The sequence below is a fragment of the Binatus soli (SeqCode) genome, from assembly GCF_050015535.1.
GTDB lineage: Bacteria > Desulfobacterota > Binatia > Binatales > Binataceae > Binatus > Binatus soli.
The window spans coordinates 1-22,900 of record NZ_JBEKBF010000028.1 but is presented as its reverse complement, the minus strand read 5'-3'; the positions used below and the strand labels follow the sequence as shown (position 1 = coordinate 22,900).

Here is a 22,900-nt window from a genome sequence, read left to right as displayed (position 1 = left end):
TTCCGAGTAATCCCGCGCGGCCGCTTCCCGCGCAACAACCGTTACAGAGTTCTCACCTCCAGCGATACTTTTCATGACTCACTTTCCAAACGATCTGCGCTCAACCACCTGTGCAGAGGTTCCCTAGCGGACTGGACGCGACACTGGACAGACTTTTTTCGCGCGGATAAAAGTGGCTCAAGCGAGGTACGGCGTGGCGAAAGTCGAAGTATACACAACTACCTACTGCCCGTTCTGCGCGCGGGCCAAGAACCTGCTCAAGAGCAAGGACGTGGCTTTCGATGAAATCGATGTCACCGACGACGACGAGTTGCGCGCGAAGATGATCGGGATGTCCGGGGGGCGCCGCACGGTGCCCGAAATTTTCATCAACGGCAGGATTGTCGGCGGCTTCGAGGAATTGAAGGCACTCAACGACTCCGGAAAGCTCGATAGTTTATTGGCCGAGTCGGCGCCGGCCTGAACCGCCACCACTCGCCCTCAACGATCGGAAATGGAGACGGGCGCATCGCGGCCTGTTTTCCGCCATGCGCCCGCTTTCGATCGCACTTTTTCGCGAACTGCTAGTTGCCGGACGGTGACGCGACCATTCCCTCGTTCATGTGATGCAAGGCTTCGCGGTCAACCGCCGAGTCGTATTTGATCGCCTTTGCCGTGACCGTGATCTGCGAGCCGTCGGCCGAGATCGACTGATTCTCGTTCACGATCGCGTCGATAGTGTCAGGCCATTTTTCGAAGCCCATCTTCTTCAGCTTGTCGCTGATCTTCGCCTCCTCGATCGCATCGGGAGAAAACGGCTCCGTATAACTCAGATCGCCAAGCTCCGTGTATGGCTTCCCGGCCGGCGGCGCTTCCGTGGTGACCCAGATATGCGCCATGTCAACGCGATGCACGAACACCTGCTGCTTTGCTTCCTGCGCCTGACGAGCAGCTTGCACGGCGCCGCATGCGGAAACTCCCAGCGCCAGTCCAATCGCCAACAGTTTTAGAATTTTCGATGAATGCATGTTCTTCCCTATCGATCCCTGTCGATCTCAAATCAATTATAGCCGCCTCACCGCATATGTCTAATCGTAGTCTTTCGGGTGCTCGACTGACCTTTTATTTCACCGAATGGCACGCTGGGGCAAGCGATTCGGTGACGCTCGAAACGGCGGGTGTCCGTTGTTCACCGTGATCGCTAGTATTCCGGCGTGACCAGATTTGCCGCCTGCTTCATCCTCGTCTTCGGAGAACTCGCCTGGGGCGGCCTCTTCGCACTTGCGATTCCGCCCTTCTTCAACGTCGAGCGCGGTTTTTACAAATCGAGCGCTTCGGTGTACCTGGCCGCTTCGCTTGCGACCGCGATCGGCCTGGGGTTGCTGGCGTTGCGCGCCGGCGCGTCCGACGGACCGGGCGCGGGCTCATTGTGGACGGCGGCAGCGCTATGGACCCTGTCGAGCGCCACCGTCGCCGTCTATCTCTACACACTTTGGACTGAAAACGGCCTGCTCCGCGCGCGATCGTACGCGCTTGGCTTGGGCCTCGGCCTCATCTCCCTGATTGCCAACGTGATGCTTCTGATGCCGCACGGCTTCGGCGCGGCCGCGGCCGTCGCCTACGGACTTACTGCAATCACCTCGGCGCTGGTCCTGGGATTGGTGAGCGGCGCGATGCTGTTTGGGCATTGGTACCTCATCGACCTCGAGATGCCGGTCGATTACCTGCGCACCTTCGTCCGGCTGCTGGGAATTGCGCTGGTCGCGGACCTCATCGCGCTCGGACTCGCGATCGGACTGCCCGCAACGCTCGGCAGCGTCGGCGCGGTCGCGGCCGTTCATGAGTTATTCGCCTCGCACCTCGAACTGCTGGGATTTCGCCTCCTGCTCGGTCCGGTCGCCACGATCGTGCTGGTCTGGATGTGCTGGCAGACGCTGAAAATTCCCGAGACGAGGGCGGCGACCGGCCTGCTGTACATCGCGGTGATGTCGGTCCTGGTCGGCGAGATGCTCGGCCGATTCATCCTGTTCCGCACCGCAATCCCGCTCTGACGCACGTTCGGCGGCTCAACGGCTTTCGCTCGTTCGGCTTCTGAATTACACACTCTTCGCCAGCTTCTCCGCGACCAAGGCATTCAAGCTGACGCCGGCGCGCTCCGCCTCGATGGCAAGCGCGCGATGCACGCGCCTGTCGATGCGCACCTGAAAGATGCCGTGGTACTGTCGCCGCGCCGGCGCGGCCGGAATCTCGAGGCCGCGGGCCGCGTAGGATTCCTTGGCCGCCGCCCAAGCTACATCGAGCTCCTTGAGCGCCTTCTCAGGGGTTGGGCCGAACGCCGAGATCCCAGGGAGTTCAACCAAATGGGCAAGCCAGTCGTTATCCTCATCGAGGAACAGCTCAACCGCATAACCATCGAAACGCTCGCGCTGTCTTTGCTTAGCCATTGGATTCTCTGTCATACACTTCGAGGAATTGCTTGACCTGATAGCCCTTCGCCTTTGCGCCTCGCCGCTGGATAGAGATCAGGGAGCTCTTCGGCGAGTACCAGATTTGATGGCTGCCCTTTTGCCGATCGATTACCCAGCGCGCCCGCTTTAGCAGAGCTTCAAAATCCTTGAAGGAAAGACCGTCAGGGTTGTTTCGAGCAGCCTCTAACAGCTTCTCCAACTTGTCCACTATGTAACTGTATATAGTTACAACCGCATGTCAAGCCGGCTGCCAACGATTCGATGATGTGGCTTGGCGCGCCCGGAGGGATTCGAACCCCCAACCCTCAGATCCGAAGTCTGATGCTCTATCCAGTTGAGCTACGGGCGCTTGCCTTGACGGACGCCCGAAAGTCTAGGCACGCCTGCCCGGACGCGCAACCAACCTGGCTGTGCCACCCCTGGCCTGTTGACTCGCGCGTTCGCGCATTCAAGTATATGACTGACTGGTCAGTATATGAACAGAACAAGCACAAATTCGGCTGGATCTCACAATGGACGGTCGTTTCACGTTCACGACGGGCAAGCCGCCAAGCGCGAACGTATTCTGGCCTCCGCGCTGAAGCTCTTCGCGCACGAACCTTACCAGGCCGTCACGATGGATCGCGTAGCGGAGGCCGCCGGCGTCGCCAAAGGGACGCTCTATCTCTACTTTCAGTCCAAGGACGCGCTCTACCTCGGCGTTTTGAGCGACGGACTCGACACCGCATATCGCACCTATCAAAGCAGCGCCGATCCAGGGCTGCCGGTGGTCGAGAGGGTGCGCCGTTCGATCGCCGTCATGGTGGAGTTTTACGATCAGCGGCGCGATTTTCTTCAGTTCTTCGCGACCGTGGAACCGCGGCTGGCCGAGGCGCGCAATCGGATTATCGAGGCATCGCGCGAGCGCGGGTTCAATTTTTGCGCGTCGCTAATCGAAGAAGGAATCCGCACCGGCGTGTTCACCCGGATCGATCCGCGCCTGGCGACGTTTACCATCCATGGCGCGATTCGATCGCTGCTGTTGTATTACGGCGCCAGCCGGCCGGTCTCCGAGCTCAGCCGCGAGCTCGGCAACCTGATGCTCAGATCGCTCGGCGCAGACCCGTCGGAACACTTCAAGCCGGAGCATCCACAATGATTCGAACGATCGTTCGCCGGGCCATTCAGCTGGCAATCCTGGCCGGTGTTGTTTTCGGATTGGGTTTGTTCGGTCGCGCGTACTTGTGGCCGCCCGAGGATCGTTCGGCGATCGAGGCCGTCGGGATGATCGAGGCGCCCGAAGTGAATGTCACCAGCCGAATCGCGGGCCGTATCAAGCAACTCGATCTGATCGAGGGCGACCGCGTGAAAAAGGGACAGGTCGTATGCCTGATCGAGGATGTCGACCTCAGAAATCAGCTCGCCAAGTCGAAGGCCGATCTCGCCCATGCCGAGGCCAACCTGGCGCAGGCGCGGCGCGACCTCGCGCGCGACGAAGCACTCTCGAAAGAAAACGTGATTTCAATCAAGACTCGCGATGACGCCATCACCAGCGTCCAGCAGGACGAGGCCGATGTGCTGAGCGCGCAGGCCAACGCGAAGCTCTACGCCGATCAATTGGTGGACACCGAGATAAAATCGCCGGTCGATGGCGTCGTGGTCAGCAAGGCGCTCGAAGTCGGTGAATGGGTGACGCCGGGCGTGCCGGTTCTGACCGTCGATGACCTCTCGACGATCTGGGCGCGGGTCGATGTCGAAGAGACCGACCTGGGTCCGCTCTACATCGGCAAGTCGGCGCAGGTCGAATTGCCGACGACACCGCCGCTGATTTTCACCGGTCGAATCATGGCGATCGGTCAGGAAGGCCAGTTCGCAACCGAGCGCGATGTGCGGCGCGGGCGCCAGGATATTCGCACGTTTTACGTCAAGGTCCAGGTGTTGCAGGCCGAAGGCGAACTCAAACCCGGAATGACCGCGCAAGTCGCCTTTCCCAGAACCGATGGAACCAGAGTCACCAGCAATACAGACCAAAGACCTGACTAAGCGCTTCGGCGCTTTCACCGCGGTCGACAAGGTCAGCTTCGAGGTCCGTCGCGGCGAGGTGTTCGGACTGCTCGGGCCCAACGGCGCCGGCAAGACGACCGTGGTGCGGATGCTGACCACGCTGCTGGCGCCGAGCGACGGGCATGCAACCGTCGCGGGTTTCGACGTCGTGCGGTATCCGCGCCAGGTGCGCGAAAATATCGGCGTCATTCCGCAGGCGCTGACCTCGGATCTCGATCTCACCGGATGGGAGAACGTCGATATCTACGGCGAGTTCTTCGGTCTGTCGCGCCGCCAGCGCCGCGACCGCGGGCATCGGCTGCTCCATATGGTGGGGCTGACCGAGCGGGCCAACGATCTGGTCGCGACCTACTCGGGCGGGATGCGCCGGCGGCTCGAGATTGCGCGCGGATTGATTCATTCGCCCGAGGTGCTGTTCCTGGACGAGCCGACCATCGGACTTGACCCGCAAAGCCGCCACGCGGTGTGGGACCTGCTCGAGACGCTGCGCAAGGAAAGCGAGATCACCATTTCGCTTACGACCCACTACATGGACGAAGCGGAGTCGCTGTGCGATCGGATCGCAATCGTCGATGGCGGCAAGATAATCGCGCTCGACACGCCAATCGGACTCAAATCGATGGTGCCGGGTGCCGACCGGATCGATCTGGTGGTCGAAAAAAATCCCGACGCTATCGCCGAGATGCTTGGGCCGATGCCGTATCTGCGCCGGGTGAATCGCGATGGCGGCAACCGCCTCCAGATTTCGGCCAACGACGGCGCGCACGCGATTCCGAAAATTATCGAGGCGGTCGATGGAGCCGGCGGCCGGGTAACTTCGATCACCGTGCAGAAGCTCTCGCTCGAAGACGTCTTCATCCACTTTACCGGACGCACGCTCCGCGATGAGCCGGCCAAGAAGGTCAGCTTGCTGGTGGGAGCCGGGATGCCGCAGCGCCGCTGAGGGGGATGCCGATGTTCGGGCTGAAGTTCCTCGCAGTCATGCGCCGCGATCTCAAGAAGCTGATGCGCAATCCGGTCACGCTGCTTTCGGTCATCCTGATGCCGATCGTCTATCTCGTGATAATCGGCAATTCTTTCCAGGGCCAGCTCAAGCATCTGCCGATTGTCGTCGTCGAACAGGATCACGGACTCTACGCGCGCCGAATCGTCGAACAGTTGCTCGCGCTGCAGGCGGGACCGAAGACCGTGGACATCACCTTCGAGAACGACCCCGGCTATGCGATGGGCCAGGTCCGCGACGGGCTCTTCAAAGGCGTCGTCGTAATTCCGCCCGACTTCAGCCATGCGGTCGCGGAAGGCCGCATCGCGCAGATCGGACTGTTCACCGACAACGTCGACGAGATCAGCTCCGAAACGCTCGAAGCCGCGCTCGACCAGGCCGCCGCAACCGTCAAGGTTGCCTTCGTCACCGCGCGCGAACCCAAACTCAACGACATCTCGCTGCGGCCCAACTGGCTGTTCCCCTACGTGGATTACGATCGATCGCTCATCCCGGGCGTCATCGTAATGGCCATCTTCATGGGCTCGCTGATGTCCGGTGTGTTCAACTGGGTGATGGATCAATTTCTCGGCGTGACGGAGGGCTATCTGGTGACTCCCCTTTCACGTTGGGACATCGCCGGCGGCATACTCGCCAGCGGCGTGACCGTAACCAGCACCGCCGGTGTGCTGGTGTTGTTTTTGGGCCTGTTGATCACGCGCGGCCGAATCCTCGGCGGACCCGTAGCGCTGGCGATGCTGGTCGGAATAATCGTCATCAGCGCGACGGGACTGCTGGCGATGACGTTTGCGCTGCTGGGACGCGCGGGCCATCCGCGGCTGGTCGGGACGTTCGCGGGATTCCTGAACGTGATCCTGTTTTTTCCGAGCGGCGCGATCTATCCGATTGAGAGCTTTCCGCCGTGGCTGCGAGCCTTCGCGCACTTCAATCCCGAGACCCATTCGGTGAGCGCGATCAAACAGATTCTCTTCAAGGGCGCGGACTTCGCCGCCGTCAGCGGCGACATCGCGTTTCTGATCGTGTTCATGATCCTGATGCTGGTGGTCGCCAGCTTCTCCTTCAAACGCACGATGTGATTGTGCCGGCGCGCGCGCCGAGCTTCAGCGCGCGAGCGCTTCGGCGATCACGCGCTGAAGCTCGGCTATCGAAACCGGCTTCAGAAGCGACAGGTTGGCCCCGGCCGCCCGCGCCGCTTCGTGCAGTCCGGGCGTGTTGTGTCCCGACATCACGATGATCGGCGTGACTGGCGATTTCGCGCGCACGCGGCGGACGATCTCGATGCCGTTGGCGTCGGGCAGGCTCAAGTCCGTGATCACCAGGTCGGGTGATTCGGCGTCGATCATCTGGATTGCTTCGTTCGCGTCGAATGCGCCGATGCATCGATAGCCCGTGCGCTCGAGCAGCCGGACGTATGCGTCCACCAGGTCGCGTTCGTCGTCCACGATCAGAATTTTCGCTTGCTCAGCCATCGGCGTGGAAAAAATCAGTTATCGGGCCGGCCGATCGCTTCGCGCGGCCGAGACTTGCGGCGGCGCCGGCGCTTCATCTCGCGCGGGATGCGCCGCGTGCCCGGCTGACGATTCGCCAATCGTCGGCAGCGTTATCGTGAAGGTGGCGCCTTTGTCCACCGCCGATTCAACCGCGATACTGCCGCCGTGATCCCGCACGATCCTCTGGCTCAACCACAGGCCGAGGCCCGTCCCCTTGGGTTTGGTCGTGAAGAACGGCTGAAACAGCTTCCCGAGCGCGTCGCTGTTGATTCCCGGGCCATCGTCCGACACCGACAACTGAAGATGACCGGCGCGCCCCGGAGCCGGCGCAGTCTCGATGCGTATCAGGTGCGCGCCCGCGTCGCGCGCATTCAATATAAGGTTGATCAGCACCTGCTCCAGACCCGTCGGCTCGCCCATCACCTCCGGCAGCGACCGATCGAGCTTCGTTTCGTATCGGAACACGCCGCCTTTGGCTTCTGCCCCGACTATCAGCATCGCCTCTTCGACCGCCACGTTCATGTCCATCGCATAACGCGCGCCGGGGCGCTGACGCGCGATCGAAAGCAGGTTGTGCGAGATGCGGCTGGCGCGTTCGATGTTTTTTTCCAGGACCATCAGGTCGTCGCGCGTCTGGGTGCTGAGATCCTGGTCCACCGCCAGCATCAGCTCGATTCGCGCCGCCATCACGGCCAACGGGTTGTTCAATTCGTGCGCGACTCCCGCTGCCACCGCCGCCAGCGCGTCCACCGTTTCATTGCGGCGAGCCTCGCGCTCCATCCCAACGCGCTCGCTGATGTCCGCGACGAAGGCGATCACCAGCTTGCCGCGATGCGTCTGCACCACGTTGAGGCTGATCTCGGCGGGAAATTCGCTGCCGTCTTTTCGGCGTCCCGCAACCTCCATCCCGCGGCCCATCAGGCGGGATTTTGGCGCCGTAAAATATCCGCTGCGATGCGCCTCGTGGCGATAGTTGAAGCGTTGCGGCACCAGCACTTCTATCGGCTGACCGGCGACTTCCGCTTCGCGGTAGCCAAACAGCTCCTGCCCGCGCGGATTCAACTGACGAATTATCCCGGCGCTATCCACCGAAATGATTCCCTCGACCGACGACTCGAAGTAACCGCGCGCACGCACCATCGCTTCCTCTTGCGCCGCAACCGAGACCCGAATCCTCTTCGTGTAGAAGGCTGCGACCAGGTAAAGCCCCAGCGCATTCACCCATAGGTTGAGCATCTGCGTACGCGGCGGCATCAGCGCCAGCATCGGACCGGAGCTCACCATCCACCTGGGCAGCTGCGAATTCGGCGGTATCAGCGCTAGCACCCGAGAGGAGATCGCCATCCAGATGAATCCTGCCAGCACGTAGTAAAGCGCGAGCCGTACCGGGCGGATGCGGACGGGCGACACATGGTCCAATCCACCGCTCTCCGCCCCACTGCTCAAGCTGTCGCCCATCAGACTGGTTACTGTAGCCTTCCGGCGGGCGCCAAGGTAGTAGCTCCCCCATCCGCGCCGTTTTCATCCGACGATCGAATCACCAAAAATCGCCCGCGCACTACCGTCCGCGCTAGTGTCAGGTGCTCAATGCGAGCCGCGGCGGAGGGGACCGATACGCTCCCTCCAGCCGCTCCTCCTGCTTGGGAGTGGTGATACACGCCACGTTGGATACCGCGCCGGCGCCGTCTCGCATCGGCACAATCGTCATCGCGACCGCGATTTCGGCGCCGTCGCGGCGCACCTGAAGCGTCGAAAATCGTGGCACGATTTCTCCGCCGAACGCCCGCTCATGAAGCCGCCGGATTTCGCCGCGCCGCCCGGCCGGCAGCAGAATCTCGTTGGTACGGCCGACAATCTCGGTCTCTTCATATCCGTATATCTGACGCGCCGCCGCGTTAGTCGCCGTGATTATCCCGGCCGCATCAACGCTGTGAACTCCGTCAGGAAATGAATTGACGATCATCGCCATCAGCTCGTGAAAATCTTCGCGCCGCTTGCTCTCCATCGCCGCTGCGGCCACAGCCACGAGCTCGTCAAAGCCGTCGGGCTTGAGCAGATATTGATACAAACCGTGCTTGAACGCGCTCGCCGCCACCTCTTCGCCGCCATTGCCGGTCAGCATGATTACCCGCGTCCGGGGCCATCGCTCACGCACGCGCTGGAGGACCGACAATCCGTCAATCCAACCCAGCCAATAGTCCGTGACCACGATATCGCAGTTGTCGCGCTTGAGATGCTCATTGAAATGAAGCGGACCGTCGGCGGCCAAAATCCGCGCGCTCGGGAATGCGCGCCGGAGCCGGGCCTGGATAAGCATCCGATCCGTTGGATGGTTCTCTACGAGCAACAAGTCCATTCGAAAAAAATCCCCATGACATCCCGCCATTGCATGTCACAACAGTGCAATCACTATGCCGACATGGACGGAATTCGTGACCGTTCAGAAGACGCACAAGATGGCGGGGAATTGCGATCGAAGGGCCGCCGGAAGCGCCCCATCGTCAATCGATTGTTCTGCAAGTGACGCAGATGCGTCCCGCGATGAGACACTTGCGGGTCAGGACGCCGCGCCCGGCGCTGGCCCAATTATCAATCCCATCTCGGGATTGATATGGGAAATGACGCTTACTCGATTGGGTTCGCGTTTAAAAAGGCCGAACGAGCAGAGTCGATTTCTCTCTGGGTCACGTCTTCTTTTTCAGACTTCGGGTAAAGATACAGTCCGACCAGTTCGCACTCGGTTCGACGCCACCAATGGATCAGCCGCAATCCCCTTTGTGCGCCTCGCTGATGATCTGGATCGGCTACCCGCAACTTGTAGATTTCTCGATTATTCCGTGGAATCGGATCACCCGCAAAATACGGGTTTGGAATGTCGGGATTTTCGCGAACTGCTTTTAGAATTCCGTCCCACGCTTCATCAAGTTTGTGTTGACTCGCGTCTCGAAGATTTAGTCGCTTAAGATCACGATTGTAGGTGGGGCCAAACCGAATCGTAATGCCGGCTGGCGGGTCGGTCACAGACTATCTCGAAGCTTCGCGTTTAGCCTGTGCAATCTCCGTTTGGAAGGCCGCGCTTCTGCCGAGTGCAAGCGTCTCTTGTAGATTGCGAAAATCGTCAACAATCTCAGCCAAGACCCTAACTTGTTCGATCAGACGCGCAGGAGGTTTGATCGGCGCTCTTTCCCAATCACGAAAAAAAGGTTCGACCTTGTGAAGAATAAGGTCAATTGTTGCAATCGCCGTATTCAGCCTTTCGTCAGTCTGATATTCATCGGGCGCGTTCAGGAATTTTCGGAACATGTCACGGACTCGCGAAGCCTCCTGAACAGTCTCTCGCAAGGCCTCATAGATTGCAGCTTCAAGATCAGGGCGCAGCGTTCCATCAGTCTTCTCCGCAAACCGCACGAGGCTCCGCACTCCACCCATCGCGGCGGCTAGTTCAATCTCAGGCCGGCGAATATCTGAGGCGAGAACGTGCTCATCGTTTCCAAGCGCTCGCTGATTGCGTTTGGCTGTCTGCATGTTCTTTAGGCTACGCCGACATCATGCAGTGCTCAAGCGCATGACGCTGTTCCTGTGGAATCATGCGTCGCCGAACAATTCCCTTGTAATTTACTTGTTCTGCAAGCGACGCAGATGCGTGACACGATGAGACACTTGCGGGTCAGGACGCCCCGCCCCCCGCTGGCCCAATTAGCAATCCCATCTTGGGATTGATAGCGAGCCGATGAGACTGGAGTTATCTCCGAAGTTGAACAGTGCCTTGGGGACCATCATAAACGAGCACGCATTCGCGCAACTGTGTTCGCCCTAGGATAGCTTGTCTACCACCTAAATCGTCGCGAAGAGTGATACTCGTCAATTCACGCAGGTTCAGGGCCGGAATTTCAATTTCGGCCATAAGAATGTCTGAGGAATACCGTCCGCTTGAACCAGCAAATTGACCTGGCCCTGCAATTGGGAGCGTCCAACCTTGAACAAACTGACTTTCAACAATTGTCAGTTGAGAGCCGGTATCGATCAACGCTTCCAGCTTTATTTCTTGACCGTACATGGGCGATCTGACGATGATTTCGATCGTAGCGCCTTGTTTCAACAGCGCTGCGGATGAACCGCGACCGCAATTTACTGTCGGCAAGAGTTAACGTGCATGCAGATGACGGGCTGTATCGGCGTCTAAACCGACAGGACTTCCGATCTGCTGGATAAGGTACGGACCCTTTGGGGATTTCGAAAGCGCGGCTCTTCCCGCCGAATCGAAGTCTGGAAAGACCCCGACAAACTCACCCTGAAAAAACAATGCAAACTTGTTGAAGTGGTCGCGCTCCAGTTGTTCTCGCCGTTGCTCGAATGCGCGAATATCTGAGGCGAGAACGTGCTCATCCCTTCCAAGCGCTCGCTGATTGCGTTTGGCTGTCTGCATGTTCTTTAGGCTACACCGACATCATGCAGTGCTCAAGCGCATGACGCTGTTTCCGCTGGCGCGGGTAAGTAGTCCCGCTCAGCTTGCGCTCGAGGATTGCAGCTGAATGTAGTTCTCGATTCCGATCTGCTCGATTAGATCGAGCTGTATCTCGATGAAATCGACGCTCTTCTCTTCCTCGTCCATGATTTCTTCGAGCATCTCGCGCGTGACGTAATCTTTCACCGATTCACAGTGCGCGACCGCGCCGCGAAGATCGCCAAGCGCCTTGAGCTCCAGCTTGAGATCGCATTCGAGAGCTTCCTTGACGTCCTCGCCAATCAGCAACCGATCCAAATCCTGAAGATTGGGCAGACCTTCGAGAAACAGGATGCGCTCGATCGCCCGGTCGGCGTGCTTCATCTCGGTCATCGATTCGTCGCGCTCGTGCTTGGCGAGCTTGGCTACCCCCCAATGCTCGAGTTGTTTCGCGTGCAGGAAATACTGGTTGATTGCGGTCAGCTCGTTACGGAGCACCGTGTTGAGAAACTGGAGTACTTGGGGGTCACCCTTCATGGAACCTTCTCCCGGAAGATGCGGTGTCTTAACACTGGCTACCCGTGCCCACGGGCTGACCAGCCGTGCCAACGGGCAGGGCTCAGCCCTGCTCACTCCTGCCATCGCGTAGTCGTGAAAAGATGCGCTGCGCAGATTTTCACGTCTTCTCACTGCGGGTGCAGGGGGCCGCAGCCCCTGCCGCCCACCGCGCAGGTGATTCTTCCTTCATGCCACCGACAACGGCGTGCGGTCTCTTAATACTGGCCAGCCGTGCCAACGGCCCAGCCGTGCCAACGGCCCAGCCGTGCCAACGGCTAAAGCGCCTTGATTACGAGCCAGATCAAGCTGCCCAGCACCAGGATGGCGTTGATCAAAAAGCTGGCGATTGCGCCCGGCGCCCGCTTGGCCGCCGCGCTCAAGTAGCCCAGCGCGTAGATGATCCGCGCGATCACGAACAGCAATCCGAGTGCGACGCCGAACTGATAGCTCACCGTCAACGAGAATATCCACAGTGCCGGGATGAAGACGATCAGATTCTCCAGCGTGTTCGCATGCACGCGGAAGTAGCGCTCGAAGTCGGGATTGCCGGTGGTGGCGGGCGCCTCGACGCCATATTTATGTCGCGCGCGTCCAACCATCGCGCCGAGTATCGAGTATTCGAGCAACGCCAGCAGCGTCACTATTGCGAGTTTGTGGAACCCATCCAGATACGGCATAGATCATACCTCCCCATGCGGTTGTCGCGGCGCCGGCCGCTCCGATGAAAAGAAACTACTCGCGCGGGCTGCCAAGCGCGAGAGCGCAATGGCACCGGGTGCAGCGGCCTGGCCCCTGCTATGGAGTAAAAACCGGGCGGGACTTGGCACCGGCAGCGCGTTTGGTGTATGCATATAAGGTAATCGAATAATGCTTCAAGCCAGAATAAGGAAATCTGAATTAACTCCCGATAACGTCTCTAAAGATAACGTTCCTGAAGGAAGGGGAAATGGACGCACAGAAAAACGCGACTCGCACCGACCTCGATTTGCTCAATCGGTTGAAATCGTTGTCGTTTCTTTCACCCGTCGCACTGCACGAGCTGGAAAGCGCCCTCAATTCGGCAAACTTCAAAAGGCGCCAGGTTATCCTTCCTGAAGAGGCGCTGGCGGCGGGTGTCCACATCCTGCTAAGGGGCGTGGCGAAGATCACTTGCCTGAGCCAGGATGGCCAGCGTGTAACCATAGCTATGCTTGCGCCAGGCCCAATCCCCCAGTTTGTTTCTCTGCCGATCAATCGGCGGGATTTTCGATGCGAGGCTCATAGCGATTGTAGAGTCGCCAGTCTGAGCTGGGAGCAATTCGACGTCATTACCAGGGCGGCGCCCCAATCAGCTTTAAGAAAATTTTACGAAGACAATCTGATGCAATGGTATCGGTTCTTCGCAGAGGGCCTCGACCTTCGCGAGCGTCTCTTGGTTACGCTTCTTCAATTATGTTCGGACTTCGGAGTCACAGAGTCACGTGGCGCCCTTTTGCGGATCTCCCTCAGCCACAAGGACTTGGCCGGTCTGGTGGGTGCGTCGCGACCCAGAGTCACCGAACATTTGGCCGAGTTGGTGCGTGAGCATCTGCTTATTCGTCAAGGTCGGCAATTGATTGTGCGCTTGGATAAGATCGAGAGTTCAATCGGCCTCCCGCCGCCTGAAACGAATGACTCGTACGCAAAGCCTGGCGCACAACCACATTTTTCGAAGCAAGGCCAACTCCACAGTCCACGTCCGCTCGCAGCGGTGGCCCCCGGATATCGCACGGCTGCTATGGCGTAGGTGCAACGAGCCTGCTGACCATCGTGCTAATCGTCCCGGCGGTCTTGCGGATGGCGGCCCGCTCCCGCCTTGGGATTTAGTGTGGCGAACTACCAGCCGCTGCAGGCCCACCGCTTCACGGGACGGCGGTGCCATCCCGACGTGATCTCCGCCGGCAGCTCTTTGGCGTGGAAGATCACGTTGGCGAACTTGACGCCGTTGAAGTCGGAAATCGGCCGGCTATGGCGCGGCGACTGTCCAACCTCGAAAGCGCGGTAGCCGAGCGCTCCGACCGCACGCGCGGCAAGCAGCGTGTACTGTCCGCAGTTCGCGCCAACGTCGAACGCGGTCATCCCGGGGCCGAGCATTTTGAGAAACAGGTAAGCCTCGATCGGTTCGAACAGGCCGCCGAAGTAAATCTGGCGCTGCACGATGTCCGAGAAGTCGCAACGCATCATCGACCCATCCGGGAGCCGCGTCTCCATCCGGGCGCGCGCGAGCTTGGGCGCCAGCCGCTCGACCGTCACGTATCGCGCGTACCCCTTCCATCCGGTCCGTGCTCAAAGGCGGATCGCTCTGCGCGCCAGCGGTCTTAGCGGCGCCGGCCACAAAGTTTTTTCATAAGATTTCATTGCAGCGGCCAAATCTCTCTGGTCCGGAATTCCCGTATTGATCCGCCCCCAAACTATCTACCAGTTTCTATGCTAGTCCGAGCGCATTGCCAACCCGAAGTTCGAGGACGGTTTTGGCCAAACGCTTTTCACGTCACCGCAACGGATCAGTTCCGCCTCGCATAGACATAAGAGGCCCGCACCTGCCGCGTTTCCGACCCAGGCATTAGAACCGGGCTCGGACTTTGCGTTTGCAGACGGCCTGGTGTTGGTGCGAGTCTAAATACGGATCCAAAACGGGAATCCCCGCTTACTGTGGCCGCCGATTCGTTGCGCCATCGGGGGAGCGAACAAATGATAATCGAAGAGGCTGATACAATGGCGAGTACTCGCCGTATCCTGGCGAGCGCCCTGGTGTTGCTCGCACTAATCGCCTTGAACGGATCGTCCGCGCTCGCCGCACCGCCCAAGGCCAAACGGCGCATCATTCCAGTGACGATCAACAAGGGCCAGAACTACACCATAAGTGGCGTAGAGGAAGGTGCGGCCTTCGGCCCGAAGGTGGTCAACAATCCCAATGCGCTCGTGGTGCAAAATGCCCCGGGTAGGATCGAATTGCTGGGCGCCGATGCCGGCACTTGGAAAATCAACGTGACGCTCGCTACCGGAGAAAAAGTTACCTATGTGGTGACCGTGAACGCCGTAGCGCCACCTCAAGGTTCTCTCGTTCCAGGCACCGCACCGACCACCATCCCATAATGCGGAATGATTCAAACTCTTCTGATCGATAATTACGATTCCTTCACGTTCAACCTGTTTCAACTCCTGGCCCAGGTAAACGGGGATGAACCCATCGTCGTAAAAAACGATCAGTTTGCCTGGGATGATCTGAAAAATTACCGCTTCGACAATATCGTTATTTCGCCGGGGCCCGGGCGCCCTCAAAACCATCGCGACTTCGGCGTCTCCCGCGACGCGATCCTGTTCGCCGCGGCGCCGATCCTCGGCGTATGCCTGGGTCATCAGGGAATCGGTGATGCCTTTGGCGCCGCCGTCGCGCTTGCGCCGGAGCCGATGCACGGCCGGGTCGCCCAAGTCTATCATCATGGTGATCCTCTGTTCGCGGGCGTGCCTTCCCCCTTTTCTGCCGTTCGCTATCATTCGCTTTGCGTCGTGCCTCCCGTCCCGGCGCCTCTGACGGCAATTGCCTGGACCGCCGACGGCGTGATCATGGGCATCCGCCACTGGGATCGGCCGATCTGGGGCATTCAATTTCATCCGGAATCGATCTGCAGCGACTATGGCCATCGGATATTGGCGAATTTTCGCGATCTGTCCCATTCCTTCAAACAGATCCGCAAACGCCGTCCCCAGTCGTCTTCTCCGCCCGCAAAGTCCGCCCTCCGGCCGCGCGCCGAGCCGCCGGCGGATCGCCATCCGAAGTTTCAGCTTCGATCGCGACGTCTCGATATCTGTCCCGACGCGCAAGCCGTGTTTGCCGCAACTTATAGCCGTTCGCCAAGCGCATTCTGGCTGGACAACAGCCTGATCGTTCCCGGCCTGTCGCGCTTCTCCTACCTGGGCGATGGTTCCGGTCCTTACAGTTTCAGAGTCCAGTACGATACTCACAGTCGTGCACTTAGCATCGCCGATTCATCAGGGATCCGCCGGATCGAGCAAAGTGTGTTTGAGTACCTGCGGGAATTTATTGAGCAGGTGCGCATTGCTCCTGCCGATTTGCCGTTTGATTTTACCTGCGGTTTTGTAGGCTACCTTGGCTATGAACTGAAGCGGGAATGCGGCGCCGGCTTCGCCTACAAATCGGCCACTCCGGATGCTTACTTCCTGTTCGCCGACCGGCTGATCGCAATCGATCACCTGGCCGCCGTCACATATCTGATCTGCCTGGCGCCCGTCGGAGATGGCGCCGACGAAAGCGGGCGCTGGTTCGATGCGATCGAGGCGCATCTGCGCCGCCTTGCGGCCGGGCCTGCCGCGCCCGCCCCCGCCCGCCCCGAGGTCGCGATAGCTCTGCGCTATCAGCATTCGCCGCCGGAGTATCTGAAACTGATCGAACGATGCCTGCACGAGCTGCGGCGCGGCGAATCCTACGAAATCTGCCTGACCAATAAAATATTTCCGCAAGCGCGAATCGAGCCGTTGGCCACTTACAACGTTCTGCGCGCGATCAACCCCGCGCCGTACGCGGCCTTTCTCACTTTTCCGGGGCTGTCGATCCTGAGCGCGTCGCCCGAGCGCTTTGTCAAAATCGGTTGCGCCGGCAACGTCGAATCGCGGCCGATAAAGGGCACCGCCCCGCGCGGGCGGACCCCTGCCGACGATGAACGCCTTCGCCGGGCGCTGCAATCCAGCGAAAAGGAGCGCGCCGAGAACCTCATGATCGTGGACTTGATGCGCAACGACCTGGGCCGCGTCTGCAAGATCGGCACGGTCGAGGCGCCGCGCCTGATGGAAGTCGAGAGCTACGCCACCGTCCATCAGTTGGTGAGCACGGTGCGCGGATGCCTGCGGCCGGGAGTGACCGCGATAGACTGTTTGATGGCCGCGTTTCCGGGTGGTTCCATGACCGGCGCGCCGAAACTTCGGACCATGGAGATCATCGATCGCCTTGAGAACCAGGCGCGGGGAATTTATTCCGGCGCCCTGGGGTTCCTTTCGATTTCCGGCGCGGCGGATTTTTCAATTGTTATACGCACGATCGTTGTCGCCGACGGCGCGATTTCGATCGGCGTTGGGGGCGCCGTCGTGGTCGGTTCGGAACCCGCGCGCGAGCTCGAGGAGGCGATGCTCAAAGCTCAGGCCCCGCTGCGCGCAATTGCGATGACCTCCGAGTGAAGGGACGATGAGATGGCTGCTGACGCGGAATTCAGCCTGATTGAAAGCATCCTCTGGACGAGGTCGTCCGGCTATGTGCTCCTGCCATACCATCTGCGGCGCATAGCGGCGTCGGCGGCCTGCTTGGGCTTTCCATCCGACTCGGCCGAGATCGTCCGCACGCTGAAAGGATGCGCTGACAACCTGTCCGCCGAGTCGTTCTGGAAGGTTCGATTGATGAAGGCGCCGGACGGTACGCTATCCGTATCCGCCACTCCAATCGAACCACCCGGTTATAAGGAACCCATCCCACGCGCCGTGATTTCCACCATTGCGGTTTCGAGCGCGGACCCTATCATCCGCCATAAGACGACGCGCCGCGCCTTGTACGACGCCGAGCTTAAGGCCTGGTCGGCTCGAACCGGATGCTTCGACGTCATATTCGTCAACGAACGCGCCGAAGTTACCGAAGGCGCGCGCACCAACGTGTTTATCCAGCGCGGCGCGGCTATCCTTACGCCGCCGCTCGCATGCGGGCTGCTGGACGGCACACTGCGAAGATGGATGCTCGATAGTCAGGCGATGCCCACGCGTGAATGCGTGTTGACGGTGGCGGACCTTGCGTCGGCCGATCGGATTTTTCTCGGCAATTCAGTCCGCGGCCTCATCGAAGTCCGCTTATAGCGCCACCTTTTACGCCGGGGATTCTTCCGAGCTACGGCCCGTTGCTTTCGAGCGTCGGATCGCGGACCAGGATTCCATCGGCGTAGAGCTTGCGAATCTGCTCCGCCGGCATCTTAAGCAGTTCGCACAGAACTCGCTCGTTATCTTCGCCCAGTCTCGACGAACGCACTTCTGTCCGGTCCGGCCATGCCGAAAACTTCACCGGCACACCCGGAATCGCGACCTTGCCCAGGATCGGATCCTCGACCCAGCGAACCGTCCTGCGCTCATTGAGATGCGGATGCTTTATGGCTTCGTTGACCGTAAGCACGGGAGCGCACGGCACGCGTTCAGCATCGAGCGCGGCGATCGCGTCGTCGCGGGCCGGAAATTTCGTAAGCCACTTCTCGATCACGTCTCTCAGTTGTTCCTTGTTGTCGCGACGCCCGCGGACATCCTTGAAGCGCGGGTCGGTCGCCAACTCAGGCATCCCGAGCGCGCGCACGAACTGCGGCCATTGATGCGGCGTCAATACAATCAGAATATATTGGTCGCCCCGGAAATGAAAAATGCCGGTGGGGCCACCATCGGGATGCAACGAGCCGGTTCGCGTCGGACGAAATTTGTCGCCGCGTAGCGACACGACGGGCACGTTCTTCTCGTGCATGTGGAAGTAGGTATCCAGCAGCGACGCGTCGAGATACTGGCCTTCTCCCGTGCGCTCGCGATGTAACAGCGCGAAGCCGATAGCCATCGCGGCGGCGACGCCGGTTGAAACGTCGCCGATTGCCATCGTCGTCAGCGCGGGTGGCCCATCGGCCTGCCCGATGCCGTCGGTGACTCCCGCATATGCCTGGCCGATAAAATCGTAGCCGGCCTTGACCGAGAGCGGTCCGGTCTGCCCCGCCATCGAAATCGAGCACATGATGATTTTCGGATTGACTGCCTTGATGTCCTTGTAGGCAAATCCGAGCCGGTCGATCACGCGCGGCGCGAAATTTTCAACTACCACGTCGACCTGCGGAATCATCGACATCACGATCTCGCGCGCTCCGGGTTTTTTGAGAGCGATCGCAAAGCTCAGCTTTGAGTGGTTGTGCTGCAGATAGTAGGTGCTATGGCTCGAGTTCTTGAATTCCGGCGCGCGCGACCTGAGCCCGTCGGCGCGGATGCGATCGCCGTAAGGCGCGAGTTCGACCTTGATCACTTCAGCGCCCATCTCAGCCAGGATTCGCGTGCAGGTCGGCCCCGCGACGAACTGGGTGAAGTCCAGAATCCGGTAGCCTTCCAGCATTTGCGGCTTGTTCGGCATTAATCGGTCATCTCCCAGTCTGTACGGATGTCCGTATCTCAGTATCGGTATTCGTCAGGGCCACGGCAGTTGGCGCGCGATAGTCCCAAGCTGTGCGCGATTATATCGCAGTAAAGATCACTTGCGTAGCCGGCGGCGCCGCTTCGACCTCTACGAGGATGCCGGCGAAATTCAGCGCCTCACGATCGCACGCTCGATGCTGGGCGATAGATCTCGCGACGGTTTTTCGGAGAGCAGGCCGCACGGCATCAAATAGCTAATCGTGAATGTAGCCGTGCGTTAATATGCAAGTAGCAACTTGCTAATACATTTATCATTCTTTTCTATCTTACTCTTCAGCCGCAGTTCACTAATTGTATAGTTATCGAAGTTCCGATCTGATTGCATATCAGAAGGTAAAGTCCCGACATGGGATGTCGGAACGATCGGTGAAGGTTGATCGGCGGGTCGCAGGTTGCAGGCGGAAGGGACGCTCGCGTTGCCGTCAACGCGAGTCAAAATGGAGGAAAAGGACGGCAATGATTCAACCCAAATATTACCGAACGATTTGGATATCCGATGTTCATCTCGGAACCCGCGCAGGCAGGGCCAGCTCGTTACTCGATTTTCTGCGCCATCACATCGCGGAGACCCTCTACCTCGTTGGCGACATAGTAGACGGATGGAACTGGGGACCTTCGTGGCACTGGAGTCCGGCTCAACAGGAGCTGGTGAATGAGATCGCGCACTGGCGCTGGCGCGGCGCCAATGTAGTATTCCTCCCGGGAAATCATGACGAGTCCAAGCTCAGCCTCGTTGAAGAACTCTTCGGCCCCATCCCTTCCACCAGTTCTTTAATCCACACCACCGCCGACGGCGCCAGGATGCTCGTGACCCATGGGCATCAGTTCGATGGCTCGCTCAATCCAAATCGTCTGCTGCCGATTATCGGAGCCCACGCGTACGCGCGAGCCCAGCGGATCCATGACTGGTACCATCGTCAGCCCGGGCGGGAACGGGATGAAGGCCGCTCGCTTTCCGACTATTTCCGTTACCCCGCCCGCAAGGCCTTTGAGTTCCTCACTGATTTTCGCGATCGAGCGGTTCTTGCAGCTGCGCGCGACCACAAAGCCGACGGCGTGATCTGCGGACATATTCATCGCTCGGATCATCGGCTGATCGGAACCATCTTGTATGTGAACGACGGTGATTGGGTGCAGCACCAGACGGCGGTGGTGGAAGAGCAAGACGGGACGCTGCAGGTCATCGGTTGGAGTGGTTCACACCAGAACATTTCGGTTTCCGAACCGATGTCGCAGGAGTTGGGTTCGTGACAACCTATCCTCTCGAATCGACGAATCACCCGGATGCACAACTCGACCTGATCTACTTCGACGCGGGTGGTGGACACCGCGCTTCGGCAAGAGCACTGATATCGGCGGCTGAACAACAGCATCGTTCGTGGCAAATCAATCCAATCAACCTGCGCGACCTGCTCGAACCGGCCGACGTGATCCGACACCTCACCGGCGTTCGCGTGGAAGACTTCTACAATTCGCAGCTCAAATACGGTCTTACCATCGGCACCGGTCCGATGCTGCGGATAATGCAGATGCTGATTCGGCAACTCGAGCCGACGATTATCAAGCTGCTGGCGCGCCATTGGCAGGACTCGCAGCCCGACCTTGTGGTCTCGATGATCCCCAATTTCAATCACGCAATTTTGGAAGGCCTGCGACAGGCCGACGCGACGCAAGCACGATCCGAAACTCCTATGGTCACGATTCTTACTGACCTGGCCGACTGTCCGCCGCACTTCTGGATCGAACGACAAAAGCAGTACCTGGTTTGCGGCACTGCTACCGCGGCGAGGCAAGCGATCGCCATGGGACATGACCGCACGCGCGTGTTTCGCACCTCGGGAATGATCGTGCGCCCTGAGTTCTATTGCAGGATGGAGCTAAGTCGCGAAGCCGAACGAATCCGGCTGGGGCTCGACCCCGAATTGCCGACGGGCATCGTGATGTTTGGCAGCTACGGCTCGAGCCAGATGGCAACTATCGCGAGAAAACTCGAAGCCGCCCGGCTGAAGACCCAGCTCATTTTCGTATGCGGTCACAATGACAGGCTGCGCGAACATATCGAAAGCATGAAACTATCCTATCCCTTTCATTGTGTAGGCTTCACACCAAAAATTCCGTACTTCATGCAGCTAGCTGATTTTTTCATCGGCAAGCCGGGTCCGGGTTGCATCAGCGAAGCGCTCGTTATGGGTCTCCCGGTGATAGTCGAGCGCAACGCCTGGACGATGGTGCAGGAGCGCTTCAACACCGATTGGATCGCGCAAAATCGGCTCGGAATAGTGTTGCCTTCCTTCCGGCAGATCGCCTGTGCGGTTTCGACGATGCTGGATCGCGAGCAGTTCCTCCGCCTGCGCACCAGCGTAGAAGCCCTCGATAACCGTGCGGTGTTTGAAGTCCCCGAAATTCTGGAGGCCTTGATTTCTCACCATCGAGCCGCAAAATCGGGATTCGGGCGCAATTCGACTGCGACCCAATTCCCATTGGAAGTCCACCGGAGTGCCTGACCAGCAGTTCTGCCATAGCCCTGGAGCCGGATTTTGAAAACGACGCTGCTGGTCGTGTTGTCGCTAGCCGCCAACGCGGCAGTTTGGGGGAACGCGGCCGCATCCGGGACGAATTCCAGCGGCGCCTTCGATTTCGGCGCGCTCGAGTTGAAGGTCTTGAGCCCCGACGGGAAGCAAACGATCGGATCTACGCGTTTCATGGTCTTGCGTGGCAACTCAATCGAAGAGGTCAGGGGCGAGACCACATACCTCGATGGCGAACACGATAATGAAAGCGAACGGCTATACGTCGAAAACCCGAAGTCCACACCCAGGCTCGACACTTACGAGCACTCGTTTTTCAACGCCGACGGCACGCTTCATATGGTAGACACGCTTAACGCCACATCCGGCCTTGCCTCGTGCGCGAGCTATACAGTGGGCAAGATAAAAGTGCGCCAGTCGCAGCTCGAGGTCCCAGCCGATTCTTTCGCCGGCGCATCCGAACTGATGATAGTGGTCGCGAGCCTTAGGCAGGGGATCCGTGAAGTCAAATTCCATGCGTTCGCATGCGTGCCAGGGCCTGAGATCTTCAGCGTCGAGACGTCGCTTCCAGACCGATCGGAGCATTGGCCTCTATACCCCGGCGATCTCGTCCGCCTCGATATGCGGCCCGACCTCGGAGCCTTGAATCTGTTGCTCGCGCCGTTCATGCCAACGATGGACGCGTGGTTCAATCCGAATGACAATTGGAACTACGTCGGCGGCGAGTTTGACCGCTATTTCCGCGGACCTCACGTGCTGACGCTGCGGGTCTCGCCGGCGGATTGAGGCTTCGATAAATCACAAATCGCCGGGCTACCGGCCCGCGCACTCGCGTCATGCTACGTGCTTGATTTTATTGGTGGAGCTGACGCGGATCGAACGCGCGACCTCCTGAATGCCATTCAGAAATATTGAAACTTCCTGAACCTTCTCGGGACGCGATCCGCCCCGATTCGCTTGATTTGTCGCGCTTTTTTGAGCCCACTGTGGTGCATGAAGTTTCAGGCAGCTTCGCCTGATTTGCCACCTATATGCCACCTAGGGAACCTCTGCACAGGTGGTTGAGCGCAGATCGTTTGGAAAGTGAGTCATGAAAAGTATCGCTGGAGGTGAGAACTCTGTAACGGTTGTTGCGCGGGAAGCGGCCGCGCGGGATTACT

At 59.4% G+C, this 22,900-nt stretch carries 27 protein-coding genes and 1 tRNA gene; 13 read left to right on the top strand and 15 right to left on the bottom strand.

What is annotated here, in order from left to right; all coding sequences use genetic code 11:
• Nucleotides 1-172: 172 nt before the first annotated feature.
• Nucleotides 173-463, top strand: a complete 291-nt coding sequence (gene grxC, locus ABR989_RS16990; RefSeq protein WP_428130503.1) for a glutaredoxin 3 — start codon at nt 173-175, stop codon at nt 461-463.
• Nucleotides 464-563: 100 nt separating this feature from the next.
• On the opposite strand, the gene ABR989_RS16985 is transcribed toward grxC, so the two are convergent.
• On the bottom strand, nt 564-1,007 hold the full coding sequence (locus tag ABR989_RS16985) for a hypothetical protein (protein ID WP_428130502.1): 444 nt from the start codon (nt 1,005-1,007) through the stop codon (nt 564-566).
• Between the two features lie 186 nt (nt 1,008-1,193).
• Between ABR989_RS16985 and ABR989_RS16980 the strand changes: the two genes are divergently transcribed.
• Entirely contained in the window at nt 1,194-2,030 is an 837-nt protein-coding gene (locus ABR989_RS16980; RefSeq protein WP_428130501.1) for a hypothetical protein, read from the top strand.
• Nucleotides 2,031-2,075: 45 nt separating this feature from the next.
• On the opposite strand, the gene ABR989_RS16975 is transcribed toward ABR989_RS16980, so the two are convergent.
• From ABR989_RS16975 to ABR989_RS16965, 3 genes are all read right to left on the bottom strand, one after another.
• Nucleotides 2,076-2,423 carry a toxin-antitoxin system HicB family antitoxin gene (locus tag ABR989_RS16975; RefSeq protein WP_428130500.1) on the bottom strand — a complete coding sequence of 116 codons (348 nt, stop codon included), beginning with the start codon at nt 2,421-2,423 and terminating at the stop codon, nt 2,076-2,078.
• On the bottom strand, nt 2,416-2,655 hold the full coding sequence (locus ABR989_RS16970; protein WP_428130499.1) for a type II toxin-antitoxin system HicA family toxin: 240 nt from the start codon (nt 2,653-2,655) through the stop codon (nt 2,416-2,418). The genes ABR989_RS16975 and ABR989_RS16970 overlap by 8 nt, the downstream gene beginning before the upstream one ends.
• 64 nt (nt 2,656-2,719) lie before the next feature.
• A tRNA-Arg gene (locus ABR989_RS16965) sits at nt 2,720-2,796 on the bottom strand.
• Nucleotides 2,797-2,922: 126 nt separating this feature from the next.
• Here ABR989_RS16965 and ABR989_RS16960 point away from each other — a divergent pair.
• The 4 genes from ABR989_RS16960 to ABR989_RS16945 are packed head-to-tail and all read left to right on the top strand — an operon-like array spanning nt 2,923 to nt 6,569.
• Nucleotides 2,923-3,585 carry a TetR/AcrR family transcriptional regulator gene (locus tag ABR989_RS16960; RefSeq protein ID WP_428130498.1) on the top strand — a complete coding sequence of 221 codons (663 nt, stop codon included), beginning with the start codon at nt 2,923-2,925 and terminating at the stop codon, nt 3,583-3,585.
• Nucleotides 3,582-4,469, top strand: coding sequence for an efflux RND transporter periplasmic adaptor subunit (locus tag ABR989_RS16955; RefSeq protein ID WP_428130497.1), 888 nt, complete (start codon nt 3,582-3,584; stop codon nt 4,467-4,469). The genes ABR989_RS16960 and ABR989_RS16955 overlap by 4 nt, the downstream gene beginning before the upstream one ends.
• Nucleotides 4,426-5,433, top strand: a complete 1,008-nt coding sequence (locus tag ABR989_RS16950) for an ATP-binding cassette domain-containing protein (protein WP_428130496.1) — start codon at nt 4,426-4,428, stop codon at nt 5,431-5,433. The genes ABR989_RS16955 and ABR989_RS16950 overlap by 44 nt, the downstream gene beginning before the upstream one ends.
• 11 nt (nt 5,434-5,444) lie before the next feature.
• Complete coding sequence (locus ABR989_RS16945; RefSeq protein WP_428130495.1) at nt 5,445-6,569, top strand: ABC transporter permease; 1,125 nt, start codon at nt 5,445-5,447, stop codon at nt 6,567-6,569.
• Between the two features lie 24 nt (nt 6,570-6,593).
• Here the strand turns inward: ABR989_RS16945 and ABR989_RS16940 are convergent, their stop codons facing one another.
• From ABR989_RS16940 to ABR989_RS16900, 9 genes are all read right to left on the bottom strand, one after another.
• Nucleotides 6,594-6,962: a response regulator gene (locus tag ABR989_RS16940; protein ID WP_428130494.1), complete on the bottom strand. Its 369-nt coding sequence runs from the start codon at nt 6,960-6,962 to the stop codon at nt 6,594-6,596.
• Nucleotides 6,963-6,980: 18 nt separating this feature from the next.
• Nucleotides 6,981-8,441, bottom strand: coding sequence for a two-component system sensor histidine kinase NtrB (locus tag ABR989_RS16935; RefSeq protein WP_428130493.1), 1,461 nt, complete (start codon nt 8,439-8,441; stop codon nt 6,981-6,983).
• Between the two features lie 118 nt (nt 8,442-8,559).
• Nucleotides 8,560-9,339: a PAS domain-containing response regulator gene (locus ABR989_RS16930; protein ID WP_428130492.1), complete on the bottom strand. Its 780-nt coding sequence runs from the start codon at nt 9,337-9,339 to the stop codon at nt 8,560-8,562.
• A 269-nt stretch (nt 9,340-9,608) separates the two neighbouring features.
• Entirely contained in the window at nt 9,609-10,004 is a 396-nt protein-coding gene (locus tag ABR989_RS16925; protein WP_428130491.1) for a hypothetical protein, read from the bottom strand.
• 3 nt (nt 10,005-10,007) lie between these two features.
• Nucleotides 10,008-10,508 carry a hypothetical protein gene (locus ABR989_RS16920; RefSeq protein ID WP_428130490.1) on the bottom strand — a complete coding sequence of 167 codons (501 nt, stop codon included), beginning with the start codon at nt 10,506-10,508 and terminating at the stop codon, nt 10,008-10,010.
• 217 nt (nt 10,509-10,725) lie between these two features.
• Nucleotides 10,726-11,082 (bottom strand): pepsin/retropepsin-like aspartic protease family protein, encoded by a 357-nt coding sequence (locus ABR989_RS16915; protein WP_428130489.1) that lies wholly within the window; start codon nt 11,080-11,082, stop codon nt 10,726-10,728.
• Nucleotides 11,083-11,127: 45 nt separating this feature from the next.
• The gene (locus ABR989_RS16910; protein WP_428130488.1) at nt 11,128-11,409 is read right to left on the bottom strand and encodes a hypothetical protein; all 282 of its coding nucleotides are present in this window, start codon (nt 11,407-11,409) and stop codon (nt 11,128-11,130) included.
• 78 nt (nt 11,410-11,487) lie between these two features.
• Nucleotides 11,488-11,964, bottom strand: a complete 477-nt coding sequence (gene bfr, locus ABR989_RS16905) for a bacterioferritin (protein ID WP_428130487.1) — start codon at nt 11,962-11,964, stop codon at nt 11,488-11,490.
• 296 nt (nt 11,965-12,260) lie between these two features.
• Complete coding sequence (locus ABR989_RS16900) at nt 12,261-12,662, bottom strand: MAPEG family protein (protein WP_428130486.1); 402 nt, start codon at nt 12,660-12,662, stop codon at nt 12,261-12,263.
• Nucleotides 12,663-12,931: 269 nt separating this feature from the next.
• On the opposite strand from ABR989_RS16900, the gene ABR989_RS16895 reads away from it, so the two are divergent.
• Nucleotides 12,932-13,750, top strand: a complete 819-nt coding sequence (locus ABR989_RS16895) for a Crp/Fnr family transcriptional regulator (RefSeq protein WP_428130485.1) — start codon at nt 12,932-12,934, stop codon at nt 13,748-13,750.
• Nucleotides 13,751-13,839: 89 nt separating this feature from the next.
• Here ABR989_RS16895 and ABR989_RS16890 read toward each other — a convergent pair whose 3' ends face one another.
• Nucleotides 13,840-14,256 (bottom strand): hypothetical protein, encoded by a 417-nt coding sequence (locus ABR989_RS16890; RefSeq protein ID WP_428130484.1) that lies wholly within the window; start codon nt 14,254-14,256, stop codon nt 13,840-13,842.
• 438 nt (nt 14,257-14,694) lie between these two features.
• On the opposite strand from ABR989_RS16890, the gene ABR989_RS16885 reads away from it, so the two are divergent.
• The 3 genes from ABR989_RS16885 to ABR989_RS16875 are packed head-to-tail and all read left to right on the top strand — an operon-like array spanning nt 14,695 to nt 17,859.
• Nucleotides 14,695-15,099, top strand: coding sequence for a hypothetical protein (locus ABR989_RS16885; RefSeq protein ID WP_428130483.1), 405 nt, complete (start codon nt 14,695-14,697; stop codon nt 15,097-15,099).
• Between the two features lie 6 nt (nt 15,100-15,105).
• Complete coding sequence (pabB, locus tag ABR989_RS16880; RefSeq protein WP_428130482.1) at nt 15,106-17,196, top strand: aminodeoxychorismate synthase component I; 2,091 nt, start codon at nt 15,106-15,108, stop codon at nt 17,194-17,196.
• 12 nt (nt 17,197-17,208) lie between these two features.
• Entirely contained in the window at nt 17,209-17,859 is a 651-nt protein-coding gene (locus ABR989_RS16875) for an aminotransferase class IV (protein ID WP_428130481.1), read from the top strand.
• 31 nt (nt 17,860-17,890) lie between these two features.
• On the opposite strand, the gene ABR989_RS16870 is transcribed toward ABR989_RS16875, so the two are convergent.
• Nucleotides 17,891-19,150, bottom strand: a complete 1,260-nt coding sequence (locus ABR989_RS16870; RefSeq protein ID WP_428130480.1) for a CaiB/BaiF CoA transferase family protein — start codon at nt 19,148-19,150, stop codon at nt 17,891-17,893.
• 518 nt (nt 19,151-19,668) lie between these two features.
• On the opposite strand from ABR989_RS16870, the gene ABR989_RS16865 reads away from it, so the two are divergent.
• From ABR989_RS16865 to ABR989_RS16855, 3 genes are read left to right on the top strand one after another with little or no spacing between them, the layout of a single operon-like run.
• The gene (locus tag ABR989_RS16865) at nt 19,669-20,463 is read left to right on the top strand and encodes a UDP-2,3-diacylglucosamine diphosphatase (RefSeq protein WP_428130479.1); all 795 of its coding nucleotides are present in this window, start codon (nt 19,669-19,671) and stop codon (nt 20,461-20,463) included.
• Complete coding sequence (locus ABR989_RS16860; protein WP_428130478.1) at nt 20,460-21,716, top strand: glycosyltransferase; 1,257 nt, start codon at nt 20,460-20,462, stop codon at nt 21,714-21,716. The genes ABR989_RS16865 and ABR989_RS16860 overlap by 4 nt, the downstream gene beginning before the upstream one ends.
• Nucleotides 21,717-21,749: 33 nt before the next feature.
• Nucleotides 21,750-22,526 carry a hypothetical protein gene (locus ABR989_RS16855; protein ID WP_428130477.1) on the top strand — a complete coding sequence of 259 codons (777 nt, stop codon included), beginning with the start codon at nt 21,750-21,752 and terminating at the stop codon, nt 22,524-22,526.
• Nucleotides 22,527-22,900 lie beyond the last annotated feature (374 nt).